This window comes from Aureimonas frigidaquae, assembly GCF_001463905.1.
Lineage (GTDB): Bacteria > Pseudomonadota > Alphaproteobacteria > Rhizobiales > Rhizobiaceae > Aureimonas > Aureimonas frigidaquae.
This window is the reverse complement of the sequence record NZ_BBWR01000018.1, coordinates 87,680-114,252: the sequence shown is the minus strand read 5'-3', so window position 1 is coordinate 114,252 and position 26,573 is coordinate 87,680. Positions and strand designations below refer to the sequence as shown.

Genomic DNA, 26,573 nt, shown 5'->3' with positions numbered 1-26,573 from the left:
CCCACCGGTCGAAATCGAGAAAGCGGAAGAGGCCGCCGCCGCTTTGGTGGACGGGCTGGTCGGCAATGGCGCCGCCTCTGCCGTGATGGCCGCCGCCCGCGCGGGCGAGGAAGGCGTTCCCCTTTCGGCCATGCCGGACCGGCCGCTGATGGAGGCCATCGGCGTGATTGCCGCAGCGCCCGCCGCCGAGCTGGCGCCGCGTGTCGACGAGCTGCCGGCCGACCGTTTCGTCAACCGCGAGTTCTCCTGGCTTCAATTCAACCGGCGCGTCCTGGAAGAGGCGGGCAACACCAACCACCCGCTTCTGGAGCGCCTGCGCTTCCTGTCCATCTCGGCCGGCAATCTGGACGAGTTCTTCATGGTGCGGGTGGCCGGGCTTGCCGGCCAGGTGCGTGAGAAGATCCCCGTGCGCAGCGCCGACGGCCTCCTGCCGCAGGAGCAGCTCGACCGCGTGCTCGACGAGGTGGAGCTCCTTCAGGAGGCGCAGCAGGCGACGTTGGCCGAACTCGTCAAGGCGCTCAAGACCGAGCGGATCCAGATCGTCGCCGCGGGTGATCTGAAGAAGGCCGAGCACGAATGGCTGGAGCGCCATTTCGACGAGACGATCTTCCCCGTCCTGACGCCCCTGTCCATCGACCCGGCGCATCCGTTCCCCTTCATTCCCAATCTCGGCTTCTCCATGGCGCTGTCGCTCGTGCGGGAGCGGGACTCACACCGCATGAACGCGCTTCTGCGCCTGCCCGTCGCGCTGCAGCGCTTCGTGGAAATGCCGGTGACGGAGGACGGGACCTATCGTTTCGTGCCGCTGGAAAGCGTGGTGGCCCTGTTCATCACGCGGCTGTTCCCCGGCTACCGCGTGCGCGGACAGGGGACGTTCCGGCTGATCCGCGATTCCGACATCGAGGTGGAGGAGGAGGCGGAGGATCTGGTCCGCCTGTTCGAGTCGGCGTTGAAGCGGAGAAGGCGCGGATCGGTGATCCGCATCGAGTTCGACCAGGTCATGCCGGAATCGCTCCGCAACTTCGTGACGAGCGAATTGGCGGTCAGTGAGAGCCGGATTTCGGTCATGGACGGGATGCTGGCGCTTGACGCCGTATCGCAGATCGTCAAGCTCCCGCGCGATGACCTGAAGTTCGAGCCCTACATCCCCCGTTTCCCCGAACGCATCCGCGAGCATAACGGCGATTGCTTCGCCGCGATCCGCGAGAAGGACATCGTCGTCCACCATCCGTACGAATCCTTCGACGTGGTGGTGCAGTTCCTGCGCCAGGCCGCGTTGGACCCCAATGTGGTCGCGATCAAGCAGACGCTCTACCGCACGTCGAACGATTCGCCGATCGTACGCGCCTTGATCGACGCGGCAGAGGCCGGCAAGTCGGTGACGGCGCTGGTCGAGCTGAAGGCCCGCTTCGACGAGGAAGCCAACATCAAATGGGCGCGCGACCTGGAGCGCGCCGGCGTGCAGGTCGTGTTCGGCTTCATCGAAAAGAAGACGCACTCCAAGCTGTCGCTCGTCGTGCGGCGCGAGGAGGGAAAGATCGTGTCCTTCGTGCATGTGGGGACGGGCAACTACCACCCGATCACCGCGCGCATCTATACGGACCTGTCCTACTTCACGGCCGATCCCGACATCGCCCACGATGTGGCGATGATCTTCAACTACATCACCGGCTATGCCGAGCCGAACGAGCTGCGCAAGCTCGCCGTTTCGCCGCTCAACCTGCGCAAGCGCATCCTCCAGCATATCGAGGAAGAGGTCGAGCACCAGAAGGCCGGACGCGGCGGCCAGATCTGGATGAAGATGAACTCGCTCGTCGATCCGCAGATCATCGATGCCCTGTATCGCGCCAGCCAGGCCGGGGTGGAGATCGATCTGGTGGTGCGCGGCATTTGTTGCCTGCGTCCACGCGTTCCCGGCCTGTCGGAGAATATCCGCGTCAAATCCATCGTCGGGCGCTTCCTGGAACACAGTCGTATCTATTGCTTCGGCAACGGTTACGGCTTGCCTTCGGAAAAGGCGCTCGTCTACATGAGCTCGGCCGACCTGATGCCCCGCAACCTTGACCGGCGCGTCGAAACCATGATTCCGATAACGACACCCACGGTGCACAGCCAGGTTCTTTCACAGATCATGCTCGGCAACATTCTGGACAATCAGCAGAGCTGGACCGTCCTGCCCGACGGCACCTCCCGGCGGATCTCTCCCTCCGGGGGCGAGCAACCTTTCAACGCGCAACGCTACTTCATGACCAATCCGAGCCTGTCCGGCCGCGGCAAGGCCCTGAAGTCCAACGCGCCCAAACTGATAGCAAGGCAACGTGCCGAACACTCCCGCTTTGATTGATCCCCGCAAGGGGCAGGGTCGTATCTTCGGCCGCCGTCCGGTGGCCGTCGTCGACATCGGCTCCAACTCGGTGCGCCTGGTCATCTACGAGGGCAACAGCCGTTCGCCGACCCAGCTCTTCAACGAAAAGGTGCTGTCCGGTCTGGGGAAGGGCCTGGCGCGAACGGGCAGGCTGGACAGCGATGCCGTCGACAGCGCGTTGGCGGCGTTGACGCGCTTCCGGGCGCTGGCGCGCCTGGCGGATTGCGAGGCCGTCTACCCGCTGGCAACGGCCGCCGCGCGCGAAGCTTCGAACGGCCCGGATTTCATTGCAGCGGCGGAAGCCGCCATCGGCTGCCCCATCACCATCCTGTCCGGCGCCGATGAAGCGCGCTATGCGGCGGAAGGCGTCCTGGCCGGCTTCTTCAATCCCGACGGCATCGTCGGCGATCTCGGCGGCGGCAGCCTCGAACTGGTGGACGTGGCCGATTTTAAAATCGGGCAGGGGCTGACCCTGCCGCTCGGCGGGCTGCGCCTGCGGGACATGGCGGGCGGCGATATCGCCCGGGCCCGCGCCATCGCGGACGAGGCTGTCGGCACCAGTGCCCTGGCGGGCGCCTGTTCCGGGCGGCGCTTCTATGCCGTCGGTGGGACCTGGCGCAACCTTGCCAAGCTGCACATGGAACAGGTCAAATACCCGTTGCAGGTGATGCACGGCTACAGCGTGCCGGCGGAAAACCTGACTGCCTTCCTGGCCCAGGTGGCATCGAGCGATCCGGACAAGCTGCCCTGCATCGACGTCGTCTCGCGCAGCCGCCGGCCGCTCCTGGCCTATGGCGCGGTCACGCTGCAGGCGGTCATCGAGAAACTGTCGCCCGCGCAGGTCGTCGTCTCTGCCTATGGGGTGCGCGAGGGCTACCTTCACTCGCTGCTCCCCGAATCGGAGACAGCGCGGGACGCGCTGATCGAAACGGCGCGCGAGCTGTCCATGTTGCGAGCGCGCTCGCCCCAGCACAATGAAGAGCTCGTCGCCTTTGCCCGCGATACGTTCCATGTGCTCGGCATCGATGAGACGCCGGAGGAAGAGCGCCTGCGTGACGCTGCGTGCCTGCTGGCGGATGCAAGCTGGCGCGCGCATCCGGACTATCGCGGCGGGCAGGCCTTGTCCTTCACCGTGCACGCCTCTTTCCCGGCGCTCGACCATGCCGGCCGGACCTTTCTCGGGCTGACGAACTACTTCCGCTACGAGGGCCACTTCGAACAGGGCATGGTGCCCGACCTCGACCGTCTGATCCCCGAGCGGATGCTGGAGCGGGCCCGCGTCCTGGCGTCTCTGTTCCGGGTGGCCTTCCTTCTGACGGCGGCCATGCCGGGCGTTCTGGAACGGCTGCGCTGGATCCAGGATCCGCGCGGCGGCTTTACGCTCGTGGTGCCCAAGGACCTGGCCGAACTGGTGGGCGAGCGCCCGCGCGCGCGCTTCCAGCAATTCGCCAAGGTGATCGACCGGACCCTGCGGCTGGAAGTCCGCTAGGCGCCGAAGACCAGCCGCAGCGCGATGGTCCACATGACGATGGCGATGGCCCCTTCCAGAAGGCGCCATGCGCCGGGCCGCGCAAAGAGCGGCCGCGCAAAGGCCGCACCGAAGCCAAGGGAAAAGAAGAACAGGACGCTCGCCGTCATGGCCCCGGCTGCAAAGCTTGCCCGCGCCCCTTCGAACTGGGTGGACACGCTGCCCAGCAGCACGACCGTATCCAGATAGACATGCGGGTTGAGGAAGGTGAGGGCGAGCGTCGTGCCGAGCGCAGCCTTGAGTGACAGGCTCCCGCCCTGCGCCGCCGCCAGCGCCTCCGTGGACGCCAGCGCCGAGCGCAGGCTGCGCAGCCCGTACCAGGCCAGGAAGGCCGCACCCGCATAGCGCATGACCGGCTCGAGCTGCGGCAGCAGGGCGACCATGTGGCCGAAGCCTGCAACACCGATGGCGATCAGCAGCGCATCGCTCAGCGCACAGGCCAGGCACACGGCCAGGACATGCTCCCCGCGTAGCCCCTGCCGCAGCACGAAGGCGTTTTGCGCCCCGATGGCGAGGATCAGGCCGAGCCCCATGGAAAAGCCCGTCAGATAGGTCGGTAGATGCAGCATGGCGTCGGCCCCGTTGCGGCGTGTCGATGGGGCTGCTACCGCCTGTGAGTGATGCAGGCCAGTTAAATCTCCTAATCCCGATGAAGGAGCGCTTCATCATGCTGGACTATGCCGCCTTGCGTGCCGTATCGGCCGTCGCGGAAACCGGAAGCTTCGAGAAGGCGGCCGAGTTTCTGGGGGTGACGCCGTCCGCCGTATCGCAGCGCGTGCGCCGGCTGGAGGAGCGGCTCGGCGCCGTCCTGATCGTGCGCGGTACCCCCTGCCTGGCGACCGAGACCGGTAGCTGGCTGTGCCGGCATGTCGAACATGTCGGACTGCTCGAAGCCGAGCTCCTGCAGCGCCTGCCAGCGCCGCCCACTTGGTCATCCGGCCAGCAGCCCCGAACCGTCCTGCATATCGGCATCAACGCCGACAGTCTGGCGACCTGGTTTCTGGCGCCCGCCGCTGCCTTTGCGGTGCGCACGGGGCATTTGATCAAGTTTGCGGTGGACGATCAGGATCACACGGCAGAATGGCTCGAACAGGGGCGCGTGGTGGCCGCCGTGACCGCCTCGGTCAGTCCGGTCCAGGGCTGCCGCGTTGTGCCGCTTGGCGCGCTGCGCTACCTGGCGACGGCCAGCCCCGATTTCGTCGCGCGGCATCTGCCACGTGGGCTCGATGCGCAGGCCCTAGCCGATACGCCGAGCCTGACCTTCAACGAAAAGGACCGGCTGCAGGAGCGCTGGGCGCGGCAGGTCTTCGGGCGGCCCGTCATCGGGCCGACGCATTGGCTGCCCTCCAGCCGGGGCTTCGTGGATGCATGCCTTGCCGGTATGGGCTGGGGCATGAACCCGGAGCCGCTCGTGCGCGCGCATCTAGATGCCGGCCGCCTGGTCGAGCTGCAGGCGGACACGCCGCTCGACGTGCCGCTTCACTGGCAGATCAACCGCCTGGCGGGCGCGGCGCTGGAGGGGCTGACACAGGACATACTGGCCGCCGCGCATGGCAGCCTGGTTCCAATGTCACCCGCCGCGTAGCCGCAGCACGGCATAGGGGCCCATCTCCACACGGCCGGTGGTCAGCGCGCCTTCGGCATGGTCCATATGGTCGGCATCTCCGGCCGCCTGGCGGAAACTGTCGGCGTCGAGCGTCGACATTCGGTCCAGCACCGCCGGGACGCGGATGGCCTGGTGCGCGCCCGTTCGATTGGCGAGCCACAGCTCCACCCCCGATCCGCGGCGGGCGGCCAAAGCCTCCACCGTATCGGGATGGGACACGGGCAGGCGCGGCAGGGCGTTCAGCGAGCTGAGCCCACGCATGACATGGAAGACCGGGAACAGGCCGCCACCCTCGTCGAAGAAGGGCTGCGGCCAGTTCTGCGGGCGGGCAAAAAGCCCGGCCGGACCGGCCAGGTCACCCATGGCGATGGCCGCCGCCCCGCCATCTGCAAAGCGGGAGATGAAGCCCAGCGTCCAGGCTGCACCCAGAAGGCCGCGATGCCGTGGGTCATTGTAGTTCATGGCCTGTCGGATATTGCCCGGATTGGACATGGGCGCTTCCCCATAGGGATTCATCCGCATGCCGATGGCGCTGGGGCCCACCACGAAGGGTTTGCCGCCGGCGATGTGCGCCGCACTTGCGGCCATGGAAGGCAGAGATTCCAGCCCTTCCATGATCGAGTGATCGTCGCCCGCATGCAGAGTCGCCGTGGTGGTAAAGGTGATGAGGTCCAGAAGCGCGGTCGGTGGGTTCTTGCGGTTGAGCTCGGTGAAGGTGCTGAACATGCCGCCGGCAAGCCGGACGCCGGGAAAGGCCTTCCGCGCCGCCTCGAAGAACGCCTCAGGCGGTGGAGCCGGCGGCCAGGGGCTGCCGGGAAGGGTACATTTGAGGTCCGGCGCGGGCGAAAGGGCCACGGTGCGGAAGGGCGTGCCGATCGCCCGGACCGCATGTCCCAAAGCGGCGATTTCGGCCCCATAATCGGTGACGGAGACGATCACGGCTTCCAGCCAGGGCTCGGCCCCGATGGATGACGCCGCCTCCGCCATGCGCCGCAGATCCTCAAAGCCATGGCCCTGTGCCGGGTTGTAGTGGCAGATCACATAGGCAAGCCCCGGCGCGGGGACGCCGGTCAGCGCCGGCACTTCTGCGGGATCGAGCCCTGCACCGAGCGGCGGGACGGTGCCCACGGGCGCATCGCCCAATGATACGACGGGCTCGGCCTGCGCCGCGGCGGCCGGCGCGGTGCCGTCCACGCTCAGCCGCACGGCCTGTTCCAGCCTTTCGCCCTCGGCCAGGGTGTAGGGCCAGGGCAGGCTGAGCGGGCGCACATAGGTCTTGTAGGAGGCATCCGTCCAGTTGCGCTGATCCTCCATCTCGAAGACATCGCCTTCCATGCGGCAGGTGACGCTCAGTCCGGGGGCTGCCTCGTGCGTGAGGGCGCGCAGGTTCATCATCGGCTGGACGGGATCGATCCGGTCGGGAAAATGCGTGTCCTCCAGCGTGCCGTCGGCATGCTCCACCCGCACCGGACGGCCGGAGACGCCGATGATCGGGTGCAGCACCACGAAGCCCGTGCGGTTGGTCAGGAAGGCCGTCTGCGCCTGCGCCGTCACCTCGAAGCTGACCGAGCCGTCGGATTTCCCCGCGATGCGGGCGCTGTAGGTCAGGCTTTGCGCAGCGTCGCCGGCCGTCGCCTCGTAGGTCAGAAGGAAGCCGTCTTCTTCCTCCTGCACGGTCAGGTCACGAATGACCGGGTTATACGTCCCCCAGTTTCGATCGCGCACGATGAAGGAGATGGCCCGGATCAACTCCACGCCCGCAAGGCGGATGTGGCGCAGATTGCCAGCATCGAGTTCGGCGGTCAGCGCGCCGGCCCGCAGGATGCGCGGCGGTGGTGCCGCCTCGAGCGTGCCGAACAGCCGGATGGGGAGGGCAGGAGCGTCGCTCATCGGTTCACCTTCGCGCTGACGAGGCGTTCGGCGAGCAGGGCCACAATGATGATCGTGCCGATGGCGGTGCCCTGCCAGAAGGGCGAGACGCCCATCAGGTTCAGCCCGTTGCGGATCATCACCATGATGAAGACGCCGAACAGCGTGCCGATGATGGAGCCGCGCCCGCCGTAAAGGCTCGCACCACCGATCACCACCGCCGCGATGGCGTCGAGTTCCATGGCGTTGCCCATCAGCGGGTCGGCCGACAGAAGCTGCGCGATGGAGAAGGTGATGGCGACGGCGGCCAGCGCCCCGGAGATGACATAGGGAAGCACGGCATAGAAGCCGGTCGACAGCCCGGCCGCGCGGGCGGCCTCCTTGTTGGAGCCGACGGCGTAGATGGTGCGGCCGCCCTTCGTATAGGTCAGGTACAGGAAGGCGACGAGATAGAGGCCGAGCAGGAACAAGACGTTGGTCGGAACGCCCAGCACCGTGGTGTAGACGATGGCTTGCATGGCATCGGGTATGGTGGAGATCGCCGTCTGCCCGGACAGGATGTAGGCGAGGCTGCGGCCGATCGCCATCATGCCGAGCGTCACGACGAAGGCCGCGAGCCCGAAGACATTGATGAGAAGGCCGGACAGCAGGCCGATGAGCCCACCCGCCACCACCGCGACGGCGATGGCCGGCACGATGGGCATCTCCCGCAAGGCAAGACCGAGGACGATGCCCGTCAGGCCCGCCACCGAGCCGACCGATAGATCGATGCCGCCGGTCAGGATCACGAAGGTCATGCCCACGGCGACGATGCCGATCACCACCGATTGGTCCAGCATGTTGAAGATGTTGGACTGCGTCAGGAAATAGGGCGACAGGAAAGACAGGCAGATCGCGATGAAGAGCGCCAGCAGCGTCATGCGCACTTCCAGCCGCCGGATCAGGCGTTCGGCCAGCCCCCTTTGGCTGCGCGGGGCCGTTGAGATCGTGTCAGAGGTCATTGCGGCGTTCCCATCAAAGATTTTGTGCCATGGCATCGACGCGGGCGCGGATGGCATCGGCCAAAGGCGTTTCGACCCCTTGCGGCACCGTCAGCCCGATCCAGCCGAAATCGTGCCCGCGCGGGCTGCGCAGCGGCACGAGAAGCGTTTGCCGCCCATGGTGCGGATCGTCCACGAAATGTCCGGCGCGCCGGGCGAGTGCCGCGCCGATCCGCGTCTCGTCGAAGCGCCGCGCCTCGCCGCTGGAGAAGCCGGGATCGGCGGCGGCGTTGGCCGTCACGCTGTTCAGGCAGATGAGGCTGTCCTCTTCCAGGAGCGCCCAGAAGCCGGCGCCCTTGAATTCCGCCGCCAGGCGCTCCAGAAGCTGCGTGTTGCGCTCCATCGAGGTGCGCGGCGCGGCCAAAAGCGTGAGCTTTTCTTCGTCCAGGGCCGCGCTCGGCAGGGTCGCGGTGGACCGGCCGTCGCTCATGACGACGACCCTGTCGCACAGGCCGAGCAGTTCCTCGAAGTCGGACGAGACGACCAGCAGCGCCGTGCCGGCCGCGGCCACCTTTCGCAGCATGGCGTAGATGCTGGCGCGTGTGCCGATATCGACGCCCTTGGTCGGCTCGTCCAGGATCAGGACGCGCGGATTGAGCAGCAGCCAACGCGCCATGATGACCTTTTGCTGCATGCCGCCCGAAAAATTCAGCATGGACGCGTCCATGAGCCGCTCGGCCGGCAGGCCGAGCCCGTCCAGGAGTTCGGACACCTGGCGTTCGCTTTGGCGGTAATTGCAGAAGAAGCCGCGATGTGCACCCAGATGCGCCAGAAGGAGGTTTTCCCGCACGGAGAAGTCGGGAACGATGTTCTGCGTGCGCCGATCCTCTGCCACGAAGCCGATCCCGGCCCGGATGGCCTTGTCCGGCCTGTCGGCCGGAAGCGGGCGCCCTTGCAGCGTCACGGTGCCCGCATCGCGGCGGCGCAGGCCGAAAATGGCCTCGATCGTTTCGGACCGGCCGGCGCCGACAAGCCCGCCAAGGCCGACGATCTCGCCCGGGGCGAGGTCGAAGGATACGTCGCGCACCATGGGTGCGGAGGCGAGGTTGCGTACCGACAGGATCGGCGGCGCCGAAGGGGCCTCTTGCGAGGCGGGCTGCGCTGCCGCCGGCTCCCGGTGGTAGATGGATTGCAGCTCCGCACCCACCATGGCGCGGATCAGTTCCGACTGGGCGAAGCTCGCGGTCGGCCGGGCGGCCATGACCGTGCGGCCTTCGCGCAGGACGCTGACGCGGTCGGTGATGGCGAAGACCTCTTCCAGCCGGTGCGATACGAAGATCAGGCCGCGCCCGGACTGCCGCAGGCGCGCCATCACCTCGAAGAGCCGGTCGACCTCTCCCGGGCTCAGGGCGGCGGTGGGCTCGTCGAAGATGATCAGCTTGGCGCGCACGCCCAGCGCCTTGGCGATTTCCACCAGCTGCTTCTGTGCGGAGGACAGGCTGCGCACTTCCCGGTCGAAGGGCAGGCCCTCGCTTTGGCCGAGCGCTTCCAGGATTTCCTCGCCCTGGCGCCGGAGACGGTGGTAGTCGAGCCGGCCGGGCCGCCCGAGTTCGGGCAGGAACATGTTCTCGAGCACCGTGAGATCGGGCACGAGGCTCGTTTCCTGCATCACGATGGCGATGCCCGCCTTCAGCGCATCACGCGTGGAGCGCATCTGGATATCGTGGCCGCGATAGGTGATCTCGCCGGAATCGGCCAGATAGTGACCGGCGATCACCTTGGACAGGGTGGACTTGCCGGCGCCGTTGGCGCCCAGGAGTCCGTGGACTTCGCCCTCGACAAGCTCGAACTCCGCGCCCGACAGGGCGCGCGTCCGATCGAAGGTTTTGGTAATGCTCCGCGCTGTCAGGAGGATACGATCCTCCTGCGCCCGCGGCTCCGCATGAATCGACACCGGTGTTTCGCCTCCTCGAAACGGCCATGGTGGATCGGGGCGGCAGAACGCCGCCCCGCTCGGCACGTCAGACTTCGTTGGCGAAGACGGTTTCCTTGACGGTCGGAAGCTCCTGCGCGATGTTCGTGCTGGTGATGGCCAGGATCGGGACGGTGATCTCCTTCTCCGGCGTCTGCCCATCCAGCACCTGCAGCATAGCCTCGCCCGAGCGCACGCCCATCAGATAGGGCTGCTGCATGCCGGACACAACGAGTTCCCCCGATTCCAGAAGTGGCACGAAATCCGGAATGCCGTCGAAGGCCGCCACCAGGACCTCGCCGTTGCGGCGGGCGGCCTTGATCGCCCGCAGTGCGCCCATGGCCGGCTGGTCGGTCTGGATGAACAGGCCACGCAGGTCCGGATTAGCGGTCAGGATGTCCTGCGTGAACTTGAAGGTCTCGTCCGTCGTGTAGCTCTGCATCTGTTGCATGCCGGCCTCGCGGCCGGAGAAGCCGCCTTCCTTGAGCCCGTCCAGGAAGCCTTGCGTGCGGGCCTGCCCGTTCTTGCGGGCCTGGGAAATGGCCACGATGGCAACGCCGCCGTCCTGCCAGCCCTTGGCCTTCAACGCCTCGGCCAGCGCCACGCCCACATCGTGCGCGCCGCGGTAATTGTCCGAGATGACGAAGGAGGCATAGTCGCCGCTATTGGTGCCGATATCGGCGATGACGACCGGGATGCCGGCTTTTTCCGCCAGGCTGAGCACGCTCGGCGCAGTGGAGGAGTCGGTCGGCGAGATGATGATGCCGCCGACGCCCCGGGTGATGGAATCCTGCGCGTTCTGCAATTGCGTCTGGGCGCTGTTGTGGCTGTCCAGCGCCTGGAAGCCGTGCCCCTTGTCGGTCACGGCCTTCTCGATCCCCTTGGACAGGTAGCGCCAGAAGGGCAGGTCGAGGCCGGGCGTCAGGTAGACGATGTCCTTGCCCGCGGCGAACGCCCGCGACAGGGCCCCGAAGCCGGCCCCGGCCGTCACAGCGCCGCCGACCGTCAGTTTGAGAAGTGTTCTGCGTTCCATGGTTCCTCCCGATGGGTCCTTCTTGGTTCTCAGGACGGGTTGTGGCGTCGACCGGTCTGTCGCGGTCTTTGCGCCGGGTGTGCCGCGGGCGGATCGCGCCCGTGCATCATTTGGAGCGTCGTTTCGCGGATGCGCCCCGTATGCAGGGCGAAGGCCGCCACGGCCGCCGCGCCATCGCGGGCATCCAGGGCCGCGACGATGGCTGCGTGTTCGCGCACGCTGCGCGCAATCGCGTCGGTCAGCCGGACCGCGCGGCGGCGATGCTCCATCATGTAGGTGTAAAGGTCGGTCGCGAAATCGGCGAGCAGCGCGTTGCCCGATGCGCGATAGAGCGTGACGTGGAACTCCCGGTCGCAGATCAGGAAGCGGACCGGATCGTCCAGCATCATCGCCTGCGCGTCGACGAGATCGTGCAGCTTGCGCATGAGGCGCGCCGTGGCCCGCCCGCATGCTTCCTGGATCAGCCGGCGCTCGACCAGGAGCCGCGCTTCGTTCACATGCTCGATGCGGTAGGAATCCACCGCCCGGGCCATGGCAAGGCCGACCGTGACCGGGCCCGTATCGGCGCTGACGACCCGCGTGCGCGCGCCCTGCGAGACGGCCAGGATGCCACGCTGCGACAGGGTCTGGATGGCGCCGCGCACGGCTTCGCGGCTGACGCCGAGCGCTTGGGCAAGTTCCCGCTCGCCGGGGAGCTGGTCCCCGACTTCGAGAATGCCGCTGGCGATCAGGAGCGAGAGCTTGTCGGCAATGGCATCGCGGATCGGCTGCCGGACGATCCCCTCGCGGATCGTCGACAGTTCGGACAGCGACACGGAGCCGACTGACAGGCTCATAGACCCTCTGATAGACTGGTTGGACCAGTAGACCAGTGCAGAGAAATACGACTGCGGCGTCCTGTCAAGCGACCTCGAATGGCGTAAGGCAGGCCGTCAGGCCGGATCCGCCACCGGTGCGCTGATCACCTCTACCCTGCGGTTGCGGTAGACGAGCGCCGCCTGTCCGGACAGGAGTTCCAGGGCGCGCTCGCCGAAGAGCGTCCGGCGCCAGCCCGACATGGCCGGAACCTGCGCCGCCGCGCCATGCACGGCGATCTTCTCCAGGTCGTCGCTGGATGCGATCATCCGGGCGGCGACGCCTTCTTCCTCGGTGACGATCTTCAACAGGACGCGCAGGAACTCGACGGCCGGCGCCGTACCTTCGGGAACGGCCGGCGGCCGGCCGACCGGCGGCAGCTCGTTCTTGGGGATGGCCAGCGCCCGGGCGACGGCGGCCAGGAGTTCCCGCCCGGACGCCGAGCGCTCGTAGCCGCGCGGGATGGTGCGCAGCTTGCCGAGCGCCTCTTCGGTGCGCGGCTGCTGCTGTGCCACCTCGAAGAGCGCGTCATCCTTGATGACGCGGCCGCGTGGGATGTTGCGGTGGCGCGCCTCGCGCTCCCGCCAGGCGGCGATCTCCCGGAGCACTGCCAGCTCGATCGGCTTCTTGACGCGCATCTTCAGCCGCGTATGCGCAAGATCGGGGTGGAGATCGTAGGTTTCCGGCGCGGCGAGCGTGGCGAGTTCGCCATCGAGCCAGCTTCGCCGGTCCTGATCGTCGATCATCTTGATCAGGACCTCATAGGCCTCGCGCAGATAGGTCACGTCGGCCAGCGCATATTGGAGCTGGCTCGGCGTCAGCGGGCGGGCGCGCCAATCCGTGAAGCGGGAGGTCTTGTCGATCCGCCCCTCCGTGGTGCGTGCCACGAGCTGGTCATAGGCGATGGATTCGCCGAAGCCGCACACCATGGCCGCGACCTGCGTGTCGAAGAGCGGGGCGGGGATGACGCCGCCTTCCTTGTAGATGATCTCGATGTCCTGGCGCGCGGCATGGAAGACCTTGATCACCCCCGGATCGACCATCAGGTCGAAAAAGGGTTGCAGATCGATCCCCTCCGCCAGCGGGTCCACAAGCACGGCCAGGTCCTCGCCCGCCATCTGGATCAGGCAGAGCTCCGGCCAGAAGGTCGTCTCGCGGATGAACTCGGTATCGACGGTTATGAAGGCGGAGCGGGCAAGCGCATCGCAGGTTTCGCGGAGGGCGGCGGTGGTCGTGATCAGCTTCATGGTGTCTTCTTATTGCGATTTGGCCCGGTGTTGAAGCGCCGAGGCGGCGCTGCGGCGCGCACAGGCCCGAAAATCTTGACAGGAGGGGCATGGCATGCGCTTTTCCGCGCCAAACAGAAAGCCCAACCAAAATCCCGATCCGGGACCGCGAAGGGCGCCCTGCGGGGCGCCGGGAAGAAAGAGACCATGCATCGCTATCGCAGCCATACCTGCGCGGCCCTGAGGGCTGCGGACGTCGGAACCACCGCGCGCCTGTCCGGATGGGTCCATCGGGTTCGCGACCATGGCGGACTGCTCTTCATCGATCTGCGCGACCATTATGGAATCACCCAGATCGTCGTCGACCCGGACTCCCCGGCCTTCTCGGCGGCCGAGACCGTGCGCAGCGAGTGGGTCATCCGCGTCGATGGCGCGGTGAAGGCGCGGTCGCCCGAGACGATCAACGCCAAGCTGCCGACCGGCGAGGTCGAACTGTTTGCAAGCGAGATCGAGGTTCTCGGCAAGGCGCGCGAACTGCCGCTGCCGGTCTTCGGGGAGCCTGACTACCCGGAAGATACGCGCCTGAAGTTCCGCTTCCTGGATCTGCGCCGCGAGACGCTCCATCGCAACATCATGCGCCGCACGCAGATCATCGCCGCCATGCGCCGTCGCATGACGGAGGCGGCGTTCACGGAATTCTCGACGCCGATCCTGACCGCATCCTCGCCCGAGGGCGCACGCGACTTCCTGGTGCCCTCGCGCATTCACCAGGGCAAGTTCTACGCGCTGCCGCAGGCGCCGCAGCAGTACAAGCAGCTCATCATGATGAGCGGCTTCGACCGCTACTTCCAGATCGCGCCCTGCTTCCGCGACGAGGACCCCCGCGCGGACCGCCTGCCGGGCGAGTTCTACCAGCTCGACCTCGAAATGAGCTTCGTGACGCAGGAAGACATCTTCCAGACGATGGAGCCCGTCATTCGCGGCGTGTTCGAGGATTTCGCGGACGGCAAGCCCGTCAGCCAGACCTTCCGGCGCATCCCCTACGACACGGCCATGCGCACCTATGGCAGCGACAAGCCGGACCTGCGCAACCCGATCGAGATGCAGGCGGTGACCGAGCATTTCGCAGGTTCGGGCTTCAAGGTTTTCGCCAACATGATCGCGGCCGATCCGACGGTGGAGGTTTGGGCCATTCCGGCACGGACGGGTGGCTCGCGCGCCTTCTGCGACCGCATGAACGCCTGGGCGCAGGGCGAAGGGCAGCCCGGCCTCGGCTATATCTTCTGGCGCGAGGAAGAAGGCCGCATCGCCGGTGCCGGCCCGCTGGCCAAGAACATCGGCGATGAGCGGACCGAGGCCGTCCGCCAGGCCCTGGGGCTGGAGGCGGGCGACGCCTGCTTCTTCGTGGCCGGGCAGCCCAGGAAGTTCGTCGACTTCGCCGGCGCCGCGCGCACCCGCGTGGGCGAGGAGCTGAACCTTGTCGATCGCGAGCGGTTCGAACTGGCCTGGATCATCGACTTCCCCTTCTACGAGTGGCAGGAGGAAGAACAGAAGGTCGACTTCTCGCACAATCCCTTCTCCATGCCGCAGGGCGGGATCGAGGCGCTGGAAGGGCAGGACCCCCTGTCGATCAAGGCGTTCCAGTACGATATCGTGTGCAACGGCTACGAGATCGCTTCCGGCGGCATCCGCAACCACGTTCCCGAAACCATGGTGAAGGCCTTCGAGATCGCCGGCTACAGCCGCCAGGATGTCGAGGACCGGTTCGGCGGTCTCTACCGTGCTTTCCAGTACGGGGCGCCCCCGCATGGCGGCATGGCCGCCGGCGTGGACCGCATCGTCATGCTCCTGTGCGGCGTGCGCAACCTGCGGGAAATCACCATGTTCCCGATGAACCAGCAGGCCTTCGACCTTCTGATGAACGCGCCTTCGGAAGCCATGCCCGCGCAGCTGCGCGAACTGGGGATCCGCACGGCGCCGGTGGCGCCCAAGGCCTGATCCGCGCGCCGGCTTGTGGCCACGAAAAAACCCCGGGGTCCGAACAGGGCCCCGGGGTTTTCTTTGTGCCGCGAGTGGCGGCTTACTGGTTGGAGGTGACCTCGAGGTTCAGGACCTGCGGCAGGGTCTGCGGTGCGCCCATGGCCGCGCCCATTACCTGCGTGGCGGGAACCGGCGTCTGCGGGGCGATGGTGATGGTCATGTTTTCCGGATTGTCCAGATAGGCGTCCACTGCCGCCTGAACGCGTTCCTGGAAGGCCTGGTTCTGCAGGTAGTTCAGGATCGGAGGAAGCGACGCCTTGAGGTTTGTTACGAGTTCGTCCCGGGTCTGTCCGTTGCGCTGGGCGTAGTATTCGAGCAGCTTGTCGGTCAGCGAATTGTCGGTGAAGGACAGGCGCGCATTGTTCAGGTAGAGCTGCGAGATCAGCCCCAGAACCGCCATGCCCGTCGAGTCGCTCGCCTCCGGATTGGCGGCCATCTGCGCCTGAAGCTGGCTGAGCTGCTGGATGAAGGCCGGGGTGTAACCGGTTATTGTGTAGGCGAAATCCAGTTCCCCGGCATCCTGCCAGACGATCTTGAGCGGATCGAGGGTCAGCTTGCCGTCGGCCGGCGTCCAGGCGCCGGTGCCGTCAATGCTGCCGCGCACCTGCGGATAGCCGATGGCAGCCATGGTCTTGGAGCCCTCGGACTCCGGATCCGCAGTCGTGTCGACCATGAACTCGCTGACGTTGAACGTGCCGGAAATGCCGCCGGCGCCTTCGCCGGTGCTCGTCATCTCCGTCGTGCCGAGCGTGACGACGTCCTTGCCGTTCTGCTGGATGGTCATGGAGTCGAGGCCGGCCCGGTCGAACTTCACGCTGGTCGGCATGGCAGGATCGCTCGCCTGGGCCGTTCCGGCCAGTTGCAGGCCTTCGATCTCCATGCCCTTGATGGACAGCCGGTTCTCATTCTCGGTCTTGTCGACATCCTGCAGGTCCAGGCGGGCAGCGGTGAAGCCCTGCTCCGCCGTCCCGGCCACGGTTTCGAAGGTCAGGTCGCCGAGGTCCAGCGCTTCCTTGTCGGTCGCCACCTTGGCGCCCTTGATCACCACGTCGTCGCCGGAATTCTCCACGCCGGCATAGGTGAGCACGACGCCCTGCGGCTCCAGGAGCGTCTTCAGCCGCTCGGCAAAGGCCTGCCCGTCCGCTGCATAGGCGGCCGTGGAGCTTGCCAGGGCGATTGCCAGGCCGGCCAGAAGGCCGCGGGAGCGCTTAACCATCATGAGAATGCAACCTCTTCGTCGTCGTTGCCTTAAAGCCGCCCCATCTGGCGGCGGCCGGAAACCTGGGCCCTTAGATCCGATTTCTATGCCGGGTTTATGGCGCTCCGCGCCTGGAAAGCAATCCGTCATGGTTGCGAAAAGGAAGATCGCGACTCAAAGCGTTGGAAAAGCTGTGTTCCTTGCTTGTTCTTTTTCCGCCTGTCGGCTAGGCGAAACATATGGGGAAAAGCGCCGAACCGCCCGCCGGGGGCGGCGACATCGAACCGGTGGACCTGAAGGCCGCTCTGGAAGAGCGGTACCTTGCCTATGCCCTGTCGACCATCATGGGCCGGGCCTTGCCCGATGTGCGCGACGGGCTGAAGCCCGTCCATCGGCGCATCGTCCATGCCATGCGTGTCCTGCGGCTGGATCCCGGCCAGGCCTACAAGAAATGCGCCCGCATCGTGGGCGACGTGATGGGCAAGTTCCACCCGCACGGGGACGCCTCGATCTACGATGCGCTGGTGCGCCTGTCGCAGGATTTCGCGATCCGCTACCCGCTGGTCGACGGCCAGGGCAATTTCGGCAATATCGACGGCGATAGTGCGGCGGCCATGCGCTACACCGAGGCGCGGATGACGGACGTCACCACGCTCCTGTTGCGCGGCATCGACGAAAACGCCGTCGACTTCCGCCTGACCTACAACGAGGAAGACGAGGAGCCGGTTGTGCTCCCCGGCGCCTTCCCCAATCTTCTGGCCAACGGATCGTCCGGCATCGCCGTCGGCATGGCCACGTCCATCCCCCCGCACAATGCGGCCGAGATCTGCGACGCAGCGCTCAAGCTGATCGAAACGCCCGACGCCGGGATCGACACGCTCCTGCGCTTCGTCCAGGGGCCGGATTTTCCGACCGGCGGCGTCGTGGTGGAGGATGCCGCCTCCTTGCGTGAATCCTATGCGACCGGCCGCGGCTCCTTCCGCGTGCGCGCCCGCTGGGAAAAGGAAGAGGCCGGCCGCGGCGGCTATGTCGTGGTGGTGACGGAGATCCCCTATCTCGTCCAGAAATCCCGGCTGATCGAAAAGATCGCCGATCTGCTGCAGGCGCGCAAGCTGCCGCTCCTGGCCGACATTCGCGACGAGTCGACCGAAGACGTGCGCATCGTGCTGGAGCCGCGTGCCCGCACGGTGGATCCGGAACTCCTGATGGAATCCCTGTTCCGGCTGACCGATCTGGAAAGCCGCATTCCCTTGAACATGAACGTCCTGTCCGGCGGCAAGGTGCCCAAGGTCATGTCGCTGCGCGACGTGCTCGTGGAGTGGCTGGACCACCGGCGCACCGTCCTGCAGCGCCGCACCGCCTTCCGGCTGGGGCAGATCGAACGCCGCCTGGAAATCCTTGGCGGCTACCTCATCGTGTTCCTGAACATCGACGAGGTCATCCGCATCATCCGCGAGGAGGACGATCCGAAGGCCGAGCTGATGCGCGTCTTCGTCCTGACCGACACGCAGGCCGAGGCGGTGCTGAACCTTCGACTGCGCTCCCTGCGCAAGCTCGAGGAAATGGAGCTGCGCCGCGAGTTCGACGCCCTGACGGCCGAGAAGCAGGAGAAAGAGGCCCTGATGGCCTCCGACACGCTGCAATGGACGGCCGTCGCCGACGAAGTGCGCGAGGTACGCGAGACCTTCTCCAAGAAGACCAAGCTCGGCCGGCGGCGGACCCTTTTTGCGGAAGCGCCGAACCACGATGCCGACAGCATCGCCGAGGCGATGATCGAGCGCGAGCCGGTGACCATCGTCCTGTCGCAGAAGGGCTTCCTGCGGGCCATGCGCGGCCATTTGAGCGATACGTCGACGTTGACCTTCCGGGAAGGCGACACGCTCAAGCTCGCATTCCCCGCCCATACGACGGACAAGCTCATCTTCCTGTCCACCAATGGCCGCGCCTTCACCCTGGGGGCGGATCGCCTGCCCGGCGGCCGCGGGCATGGTGATCCTATCCGATTGGCCATCGAGCTGGAGGACGACCAGGACATCGTGACCGGCTTCGTCGCCAACCCGACCGTTAAGCGCCTCATCGCGTCGAGCGACGGCAACGGCTTCATCGTGGGCGAGGGGGACCTTCTGTCCGGGATGCGGCGCGGCAAGCAGATCCTGAACGTCAGCGGTACGGGGCGCCTGGCCCTTGCCGTGCCGGCCGATGGCGACATGGTCGCCGTGGTCGGCCAGAACCGCAAGCTCATCGTGTTCCCCATGGCGCAGGTGCCGGAGATGACCCGCGGCAAGGGCGTGCGGCTGCAGCGCTACAAGGATGGCGAACTCTCGGACCTGCGCGTCTTCCGCCTGGCGGAGGGGCTGAGCTGGCAGGATTCCGGCGGGCGGCAGTTCTTGCGCAGCGCGGAAGAGCTGGTCGAGTGGCGGGGCGACAGGGCCCAGGCCGGCAAGCTGGTGCCGAAGGGCTTTCCCAAGAGCGGCAAGTTCAACGCCTGAGACGGGTCCGGCTGGCGGGCGCGGCCCCCATCAGCCCCGCCGGTCGGAGCCTTCGTAGAGCGCCCAGCCCGTGGGGCCGAGATGCTCCTGCGGCTGGAAGCGGATCTTGTAGTCCATCTTGTCGGACCCTTCGACCCAATAGCCCAGATACAGGTAGGGAAGGCCGAGCGCGCGAGCGCGTTCGACATGATCGACGATCATGTATGTGCCGAGGCTTCGACTGACTTCGTCCGGATCGTAGAAGGAATAGACCATCGACAGGCCGTCGGCCATGATGTCGGTCAGCGCAACGGCGACGAGCGCGCCATCGGATGTGCGCGCAAACCCCGAATCAGGGCCACGGCGGCGATACTGGATCAGCCGCGTCTCGACCTGGCTGTCCTCCACCATCATGGAGTAGTCCAGCACCGACATTTCGGCCATGCCGCCCGAGGCATGCCGACGGTCCAGGTAGCGCCGGAAGAGGGCATATTGTTCGCTCGTCGCGCCGGCCGGGTCCATCCGGCCGATCAGATCGCGGTTGCGCTTCATGACCCGGCGCATGGAGCCGTTGGGCTGGAATTCGTCCACGCGGATGCGCACGGAAATGCAGGCGCGGCAATGTTCGCAGGCCGGACGGTAGGCGATGTTCTGGCTGCGCCTGAAACCCCCTTGCGTCAGGAGGTCCAGAAGCTCGCCGGCCCGGTTGCCGACGAGATGGGTGAAGACCTTCCGCTCGAACTGGTTGGGGAGGTAGGGGCACACCGAGGGCGACGTCAGGAAGAATTGCGGCGTCTGCGGATGCGCTGTCATCGATCGTGCCACCCATATGACGCTGTGCCAGCGCCCGGCCTACCACCCAACTCTACGCCAAACCGGCGCGGCCGCAAACGACCCGCTTGTCGCAGCGTGCCGGTCAGGAGCGCCGCACGACGACGGTGCCGAGGAGATAGTCGTGCAAAAGCTCCTTGCGACGGGTAAAGAGCGTCACCAGAAGCACGAGCGGCGTGAGCAGCGATACACTGGCCCAGAACAGGACGCCGTGCAGGACGGCCAGGACCGGATCGACACTCTGCCCGTCCAGCCGGGCCACCTTGACATCGAAGAGTCGCATGCCGGGGGTTGCCTGGCTGCGCCCGCCCATCGTGTAGCCGATGTAGAAGATGGCCACGAGCGGCAGCATCACCGCATAGAGCATCCAGCCGAGGCCGAGCGTCAGAAGGCCGAAGACGGCGATCACGATGGCCACGGGAACCGACAGCGTCAGAACGAGCGTATAGTCGACCAGGAAGGCGAGGATGCGCCGCGTCCGCACACCGCGATAGGCGCGAACGTCGTTCACGAGGGCGTTGTCCGGGGTCAGCTCGACGGTACGGCTCATAATGGCTTTGGGCTCCTTGAGGCAGGGGAATCCTGCCGCAAGATAATGGGGGCGCACACCCCCCATCGCAAGTGCGGGCCGCGCAATGCCGGTCAGACGCCGCGTTGGCGCAGCGCCTCGGCCGCGCGGGGGGCGAAGTAGGTGAGCACCCCGGCAGCGCCCGCCCGCTTGTAGGCTGTCAGCACTTCCATCATGGCGGCATCGCCGTCCAGCCAGCCGCGCTCGGCAGCCGCCATCATCATCGAATATTCGCCGGAGGTCTGGTAGGCGAAGCAGGGAATGTTGAACTCCTGCGTCAGCCGCACCAGTATGTCCAGATAGGGCAGGCCGGGCTTGACCATGATCATGTCCGCCCCTTCGGCAATGTCCTGGGCCGCTTCGCGCAGCGCCTCGTCGCCATTGCCCATATCCATCTGGTAGGTCCGCTTGTCACCCTTCAGGACACCGCTCGAGCCCACCGCGTCGCGGAAGGTCGAGTAGAAGACCGATGCGTATTTAGCCGCATAGGACATGATCATCGTATCGCGCAGGCCCTGGCCGTCCAGGGCGGCGCGGATCAGCGCGACCCGGCCGTCCATCATGTCGGACGGGCCGATGATGTCGCAGCCGGCATCGGCCTGAACGATGGCCTGCTGGCACAGGGCCTCCACCGACAGGTCGTTATCGACATGGCCATCGCGCAGGATGCCGTCATGCCCGTGGCTCGTATAGGGATCGAGCGCGACGTCGCACAGAATGCCGATCTGCGGCACGGCCGCCTTGATGGCGCGGACGGCCCGGCAGACGAGGTTGTTCGGGTTAAGCGCCTCGGTGCCGTTTTCGTCCCGCCGGGTGGTGTCGTTGAAGGGGAACAGCGCGATGACCGGTATGCCGAGATCGTCCGCCTTTCGTGCCGCCTCGACGCAGCCGTTCACGCTGTGCCGGAAGACGCCCGGCATGGAGGGGACCGGCTCGGCCTCGCCGCCGCCATCGCGCACGAAGATGGGCCAGATGAGGTCGGAGCCCGACAGGCGCGTTTCACGGACCAGCTCGCGCGACCATGCGGTTCGGCGAAGGCGCCGGTGGCGGCGTCCGCCCGTCGCCATGTCGATCGCGCGGGAAACGTCGCTGTAATCGTGGCCGCTCATTGCAACAGTGCCTTCCAGTGTCGTGCGCGGAAGCCTTTGCCGCCGCCATTGGCGACAGGTCGGCCCGCCGCACGGATGCGTGGACGAAAGGCGCGCTCCCGCGGACCCACCGTCCGCGCCGACTTCTACTGAGATTTGTCCCCGATTGGAACCGTTCTCGGCACCGTCCGGCGCCAGCTTGGCACTTCACAAGCGGGCGGGGGCACCGGTACACTCGCGCCATGATCCGCAAGACCGACACGACCGCATCCGCAAAGCCCATCACCCGACGGATCAGTTCCGCCATCTACCGCCTGGCGGCCTTGTGCTTCTTTGCGATGGGGGCGCTGTACTGGGCGCGGCTCGCCGGCCTGTACGAAGCCCCGCTCTGGCGATTCGACCTGATGCCGCTGAGCCTGCGCGCCGCTGCCTGCACCTTCGCGGTCCTGTATCCGGTTGCCGGGCTGGGCCTGTGGCTGGCCGGTTCCTGGGGCGCGGTCCTGTGGGCCATGGTCGCCCTGATCGAAGCGGGGCTTCTGGCGTTCTCGCAGCTCAGCTTTCCCGGCGCCGACTGGATCGTGCTCGGCCATGGCGTGGGGCTGGGCCTCGTTTTGCTCCTGCGCATTGCCGACATTCTGTCGCGGTGGCGCGGCGCAACGCTCGCCCGCCGGCAGGCAGTGGCAAGGTCTTAACCGTTCCTTGACTCCGATCGCAGCCAGACCCCCCTTAACCCTTCGTTAACGCTACACCTTAAGGTGGCGTTCAACACCTGGAGGGGAAGCTCGGGTCCGACTGCCGTCTTCTCGGCGGCGACCTTGGAATTGAACCGGAGCGAGGAACGCATGACGATCCAGCGGAACGCCCATACGGCGGCCCAAAGGGAAGAGGCGAGCGACGATCGCGCGCCGCTGAAGTCGCTCTATCTGGAGACGCTGCAACTCGTCGAGCGGCTGCACCGGCGCTTGCTCGATGTGGTCAAGGATGAGTTCGACCGCAACGGCCGGACCGATATTAACGCCGTCCAGGCGCTGCTCCTGTTCAACATCGGCGACAGCATCCTGACGGCTGGTGAGCTGCGCACGCGCGGCTTCTACCTGGGCTCCAACGTGTCCTACAATCTCAAGAAGCTGGTCGAACTCGGCTTCATCGACCACCAGAAGTCGGCCGCCGACAAGCGGGCGGTGCGCATTTCGCTGACCGCCGAAGGCCTTGCCGTCGCCGAGATGGTGGCCGATCTCTACGATCGTCACATCGTGTCCATCGACAAGGTCGGCGGCCTCGGCGAACTCGAGTTCCAGAAGATGAACCGCGCCCTCCAGAGGCTGGATCGCTTCTGGAACGACTCGATCATGTATCGCCTCTGAACGGTGGCGGCGGCGGCGCAAGCATAAAGGGCGCTGTGGCCGATCGGCCGCAGCGCCCTTGCTGTCTGTACCGGTCCATACCGCTCAAGAGGATTTGCCGCGCAATTTCCACGCTTTGGCCATATTGACATGGCTTGCCGGATGGATGTGGCTGGGTTTTTGCGCCTGCCGGTTTTCTTTTGATTTACCAAGCCTGTGCTAGACCCTTCGTCTCAGCCGGCAATGTGCAGGGGGTTCAAATGGTCGACAAGGTTTCGCGCCTGACGCAGGCAAGGGTTACGCGCCGGGCGGTCGTCGCTGGTGCAGCAACCGCCGCAGGGCTGGCCGCGCTGCCGGGTTCGGCTTTCGCGCAGCAGGCGCTGCAGGATGTCCTGATGTCGCCGAACCGCGGCGGTTGGAACGACCAGTTCGACACGCGTTCGGCCAATGTGGCCCCGGTGCGCTCCAACCAGCCCGTCTTCTCGCCCTCCACCGCGGGCGCGATGCAGCAGGCGATCGGCCATTACAACCAGATCACCATGGCCGGCGGCTGGCCGATGGTGCCGGAAGGCCAGAAGCTGCGCCTGGGCGTCGAGCATCCGTCCGTCATGGCCCTGCGCGAGCGCCTCGCCATTTCGGGCGATCTGCCGCGCAGCGCGGGTCAGTCGGCATCCTTCGATACCTATGTCGACGCGGCGGTGAAGCGGTTCCAGTCCCGCCACGGCATACCGGCCGACGGCGTCGTCGCCGAAAATACCTACAAGGCCATGAACGTGCCGGCCAATGTGCGGCTCGGCCAGCTTCAAGTGAACCTGCAGCGCCTGCAGTCGGAAACCTACGATGCGCCGCGCTTCGTGATGGTCAACATCCCGGCGGCCAGCATCGAGGCCGTCGAAGGCGGTCGCGTGGTGCAGCGGCATACGGCCGTTGTCGGCAAGATCGACCGCCAGACGCCGATCCTGAAGTCGCGCATTACCAACCTGAACCTCAATCCGTACTGGCATGCCCCGACCTCGATCGTGCGCAAGGACATCATCCCGTTGATGCGCAAGGATCCGACCTATCTCGAGCGGAACGACATCTTTATCTATGCCAGCGACGGCAGTGTCATCCCGCCCTCGCGCATCGACTGGAACACCGAGGAAGCGACCCGCTACCTGTTCCGCCAGAACCCGGGCAAGAACAACGCCATGTCGTCGGTGAAGATCAACTTCCCGAACCCGCATTCGGTCTACATGCACGACACGCCGCAGCAGAGCGTCTTCTCGCAGCTGATGCGCTTCGAGTCTTCGGGCTGCGTGCGCGTCCAGAACGTGCGCGACCTGATCGTCTGGCTGGCCAAGAACACGCCAGGCTGGGACCGCGCGACCATGGAGCAGATCATCGCCCGGCGCGAGCGCAAGGACGTGGACATCTCCGATCCGGTGCCGCTGCACTTCACCTACCTCACCGCCTGGGCGACGGACCCGACGGTCGTGCAGTTCCGCGACGATATCTACGCTCGCGACGGCTCGTCCGACCTCGTCATGTCGGACCTGCGTCCGGTGGCCTACCAGCCCGGCGAGCAGGTGGCGACGGGCATCACCTACTGACGGCAAACCGTCCCGGGCGGAGCCTTCCACCCAAGGATCGAAACGAAAGCCGGTGGCGCGATGCTGCCGGCTTTTGTCGTTTGTGCACGGGTGCGGCAAGTGTGGCACTGGCTAGGGTTCCATGATAGAGGCAGCCCAAGGTCGGCTTCCCCTACAGGGAAACGGCGTCACAACGGAGCATCCAGCATGTCGCAGGCTATCGCGCAGGAACAGTCCCACCGTCACGACAGCTTCTTCACCGACGGTATCGCCGCGGGCGATCCGGAACTCTTCGACGCGATGCGGGGCGAGTTGCACCGCCAGCAGCACGAGGTGGAGCTGATCGCTTCGGAAAACATCGTCTCGCGCGCCGTGCTGGAAGCGCAGGGCTCCGTCCTGACCAACAAATATGCCGAGGGCTATCCCGGCCGCCGCTATTATGGTGGCTGCGAATATGTGGACGTGGCCGAAACGCTGGCGATCGAGCGGGCAAAGCAGCTCTTCGGCTGCAACTTCGCCAATGTGCAGGCCAATTCCGGCAGCCAGGCCAACCAGGCCGTCCTGATGGCGCTGTCTGCCCCGGGAGAGACGATACTGGGCATGAGCCTGGATGCCGGCGGCCATCTGACCCACGGCGCCCGGCCGAATCTGTCGGGCCGTTGGTTCAACGCCATTCAGTACGGGCTGGATGTGGAAACCGGGCTGATCGACTACGATCAGGTTGCCCGACTGGCGGAAGACAACAAGCCGCGCATCATCGTGGCCGGCGGCTCGGCCTATTCCCGCCGGATTGACTTCGCCCGCTTCCGGGCCATCGCCGACGCGGTCGGCGCCTTCCTGTGGGTGGACATGGCGCATTTCGCGGGCCTCGTGGCGGCCGGCGAGCATCCGAGCCCGTTCCCGCATGCCCATATCGTCACCTCCACCACGCACAAGACCTTGCGTGGCCCGCGTGGCGGCCTCGTGCTGACCAATGACGAGGATATCGCCAAGAAGATCAATTCGGCGATCTTCCCGGGCCTGCAGGGCGGGCCGCTGATGCATGTCATCGCCGGCAAGGCCGTGGCCTTCAAGGAAGCGCTGACGCCGCAATATAAGAGCTACATGAAGGCCGTCGTGGACAATGCCCGCGTCCTGGCCGAAGTGCTGCGCGATGGCGGGCTCGACATCGTGTCCGGCGGCACCGACACGCACCTGATGCTGGTGGACCTGCGTCCCAAGCTTCTGACCGGCAAGGCATCGGAAGGTGCGCTCGGCCGGGCGGGGATCACCTGCAACAAGAACGGCGTGCCGAACGATCCGGAAAAGCCGACCATCACCTCCGGCGTGCGGCTCGGAACGCCGGCCGCCACGACGCGCGGCTTCGGCACGCAGGAGTTCCGCGAGGTCGGGCAGCTCATCGTCGAGGTGCTGGACGGGCTGAAGCGTTCCAACGATCCGGACGGCAACGCCGAGGTCGAGGCGCGGGTCAAGTCCAAGGTGATGGCGCTGACCGAGCGCTTCCCGATCTACCCCACGCTCGGCTGACCGATGCGTTGTCCTTTCTGCGGATCGCAGGAGACGCAGGTCAAGGATTCACGTCCGGCCGAAGACGGTGCCGCCATCCGGCGGCGCCGCGTCTGCCCCGATTGCAACGGACGTTTCACCACCTTCGAGCGCGTGCAGTTGCGCGATCTGACGGTGGTGAAGCGGTCCGGCCGCCGGGTCCCCTTCGATCGTGACAAGCTGGCCCGCTCGGTGGAAGTTGCCCTGCGCAAGCGCGCGGTGGAAGCCGAGCGCGTCGAGCGGATGATTTCCGGCATCGTGCGCCAGCTCGAGTCGAGCGGCGACGGGGAGGTCTCGTCCGAAGAGATCGGCCGCCACGTGATGGAGGCTCTGCGCGGGATCGACGACGTCGCCTATGTGCGCTTCGCCTCCGTCTATCGCGATTTCCGCGAGGCAGGGGATTTCGAAGCCCTGATCCGCGAACTTGCCGCGCCGCCTTTGGCAGGACGCGTACCGGGCGAAGCGGACTGAGCCGCGCCGCCATGCA

The 26,573-nt window shown here is 66.3% G+C and carries 21 protein-coding genes; 10 read left to right on the top strand and 11 right to left on the bottom strand.

Features of this window, described 5'->3' with window-relative positions; translation table 11 throughout:
* Positions 1–148: 148 nt before the first annotated feature.
* Entirely contained in the window at positions 149–2,344 is a 2,196-nt protein-coding gene (locus AUL30_RS17615; RefSeq protein WP_062229330.1) for an RNA degradosome polyphosphate kinase, read from the top strand.
* A complete protein-coding gene (locus tag AUL30_RS17610) occupies positions 2,340–3,854 on the top strand; it encodes a Ppx/GppA family phosphatase (RefSeq protein WP_062229329.1) in 1,515 nt (504 codons plus the stop codon). The genes AUL30_RS17615 and AUL30_RS17610 overlap by 5 nt, the downstream gene beginning before the upstream one ends.
* Here AUL30_RS17610 and AUL30_RS17605 read toward each other — a convergent pair.
* A complete protein-coding gene (locus AUL30_RS17605; RefSeq protein ID WP_062229328.1) occupies positions 3,851–4,459 on the bottom strand; it encodes a LysE/ArgO family amino acid transporter in 609 nt (202 codons plus the stop codon). The genes AUL30_RS17610 and AUL30_RS17605 overlap by 4 nt on opposite strands.
* Positions 4,460–4,560: 101 nt before the next feature.
* Here AUL30_RS17605 and AUL30_RS17600 point away from each other — a divergent pair, with 101 nt between their 5' ends.
* A complete protein-coding gene (locus AUL30_RS17600) occupies positions 4,561–5,478 on the top strand; it encodes a LysR family transcriptional regulator ArgP (protein WP_062229327.1) in 918 nt (305 codons plus the stop codon).
* Here AUL30_RS17600 and AUL30_RS17595 read toward each other — a convergent pair.
* The 6 genes from AUL30_RS17595 to rnd all read right to left on the bottom strand — a co-directional run bounded on the left by AUL30_RS17595 (position 5,464) and on the right by rnd (position 13,449).
* A complete protein-coding gene (locus tag AUL30_RS17595; protein WP_062229211.1) occupies positions 5,464–7,389 on the bottom strand; it encodes a hypothetical protein in 1,926 nt (641 codons plus the stop codon). The two genes, AUL30_RS17600 and AUL30_RS17595, sit on opposite strands and share 15 nt — an antisense overlap.
* Positions 7,386–8,369 (bottom strand): ABC transporter permease, encoded by a 984-nt coding sequence (locus tag AUL30_RS17590; RefSeq protein WP_062229210.1) that lies wholly within the window; start codon positions 8,367–8,369, stop codon positions 7,386–7,388. Before AUL30_RS17590 ends, AUL30_RS17595 begins: the two co-directional genes overlap by 4 nt.
* Before the next feature lie 13 nt (positions 8,370–8,382).
* Entirely contained in the window at positions 8,383–10,302 is a 1,920-nt protein-coding gene (locus AUL30_RS17585) for a sugar ABC transporter ATP-binding protein (RefSeq protein WP_062229209.1), read from the bottom strand.
* A 67-nt stretch (positions 10,303–10,369) separates the two neighbouring features.
* Positions 10,370–11,353 carry a substrate-binding domain-containing protein gene (locus tag AUL30_RS17580; protein ID WP_062229208.1) on the bottom strand — a complete coding sequence of 328 codons (984 nt, stop codon included), beginning with the start codon at positions 11,351–11,353 and terminating at the stop codon, positions 10,370–10,372.
* A 29-nt stretch (positions 11,354–11,382) separates the two neighbouring features.
* Positions 11,383–12,189 carry a FadR/GntR family transcriptional regulator gene (locus tag AUL30_RS17575; RefSeq protein WP_083508047.1) on the bottom strand — a complete coding sequence of 269 codons (807 nt, stop codon included), beginning with the start codon at positions 12,187–12,189 and terminating at the stop codon, positions 11,383–11,385.
* Positions 12,190–12,285: 96 nt separating this feature from the next.
* Positions 12,286–13,449, bottom strand: a complete 1,164-nt coding sequence (rnd, locus tag AUL30_RS17570) for a ribonuclease D (protein ID WP_062229326.1) — start codon at positions 13,447–13,449, stop codon at positions 12,286–12,288.
* A gap of 192 nt (positions 13,450–13,641) precedes the next feature.
* On the opposite strand from rnd, the gene aspS reads away from it, so the two are divergent.
* Positions 13,642–15,432, top strand: a complete 1,791-nt coding sequence (gene aspS / locus AUL30_RS17565; protein WP_062229207.1) for an aspartate--tRNA ligase — start codon at positions 13,642–13,644, stop codon at positions 15,430–15,432.
* Positions 15,433–15,514: 82 nt separating this feature from the next.
* On the opposite strand, the gene AUL30_RS17560 is transcribed toward aspS, so the two are convergent.
* Entirely contained in the window at positions 15,515–16,693 is a 1,179-nt protein-coding gene (locus tag AUL30_RS17560) for a hypothetical protein (protein WP_062229206.1), read from the bottom strand.
* Positions 16,694–16,911: 218 nt separating this feature from the next.
* Here AUL30_RS17560 and parC point away from each other — a divergent pair, with 218 nt between their 5' ends.
* A complete protein-coding gene (parC, locus tag AUL30_RS17555) occupies positions 16,912–19,161 on the top strand; it encodes a DNA topoisomerase IV subunit A (protein ID WP_062229205.1) in 2,250 nt (749 codons plus the stop codon).
* Positions 19,162–19,191: 30 nt separating this feature from the next.
* Here the strand turns inward: parC and AUL30_RS17550 are convergent, their stop codons facing one another.
* The 3 genes from AUL30_RS17550 to hemB form a co-directional block, all read right to left on the bottom strand.
* A complete protein-coding gene (locus tag AUL30_RS17550; RefSeq protein WP_062229204.1) occupies positions 19,192–19,953 on the bottom strand; it encodes an arginyltransferase in 762 nt (253 codons plus the stop codon).
* Positions 19,954–20,056: 103 nt separating this feature from the next.
* Positions 20,057–20,521 (bottom strand): RDD family protein, encoded by a 465-nt coding sequence (locus tag AUL30_RS17545; RefSeq protein ID WP_062229203.1) that lies wholly within the window; start codon positions 20,519–20,521, stop codon positions 20,057–20,059.
* Between the two features lie 92 nt (positions 20,522–20,613).
* Complete coding sequence (gene hemB / locus AUL30_RS17540) at positions 20,614–21,648, bottom strand: porphobilinogen synthase (RefSeq protein WP_062229202.1); 1,035 nt, start codon at positions 21,646–21,648, stop codon at positions 20,614–20,616.
* A 221-nt stretch (positions 21,649–21,869) separates the two neighbouring features.
* Here hemB and AUL30_RS17535 point away from each other — a divergent pair, with 221 nt between their 5' ends.
* From AUL30_RS17535 to nrdR, 5 genes are all read left to right on the top strand, one after another.
* Entirely contained in the window at positions 21,870–22,319 is a 450-nt protein-coding gene (locus AUL30_RS17535; protein ID WP_062229201.1) for a DUF6163 family protein, read from the top strand.
* Between the two features lie 150 nt (positions 22,320–22,469).
* The gene (gene ldtR / locus AUL30_RS17530; RefSeq protein WP_062229200.1) at positions 22,470–22,991 is read left to right on the top strand and encodes a transcriptional regulator LdtR; all 522 of its coding nucleotides are present in this window, start codon (positions 22,470–22,472) and stop codon (positions 22,989–22,991) included.
* Positions 22,992–23,230: 239 nt separating this feature from the next.
* Entirely contained in the window at positions 23,231–24,562 is a 1,332-nt protein-coding gene (locus AUL30_RS17525; protein WP_062229199.1) for a L,D-transpeptidase family protein, read from the top strand.
* 186 nt (positions 24,563–24,748) lie between these two features.
* Positions 24,749–26,068, top strand: coding sequence for a serine hydroxymethyltransferase (glyA, locus tag AUL30_RS17520; RefSeq protein WP_062229198.1), 1,320 nt, complete (start codon positions 24,749–24,751; stop codon positions 26,066–26,068).
* Positions 26,069–26,071: 3 nt separating this feature from the next.
* Positions 26,072–26,557, top strand: coding sequence for a transcriptional regulator NrdR (gene nrdR / locus AUL30_RS17515; RefSeq protein WP_062229197.1), 486 nt, complete (start codon positions 26,072–26,074; stop codon positions 26,555–26,557).
* The last annotated feature ends 16 nt before the right edge of the window (positions 26,558–26,573 follow it).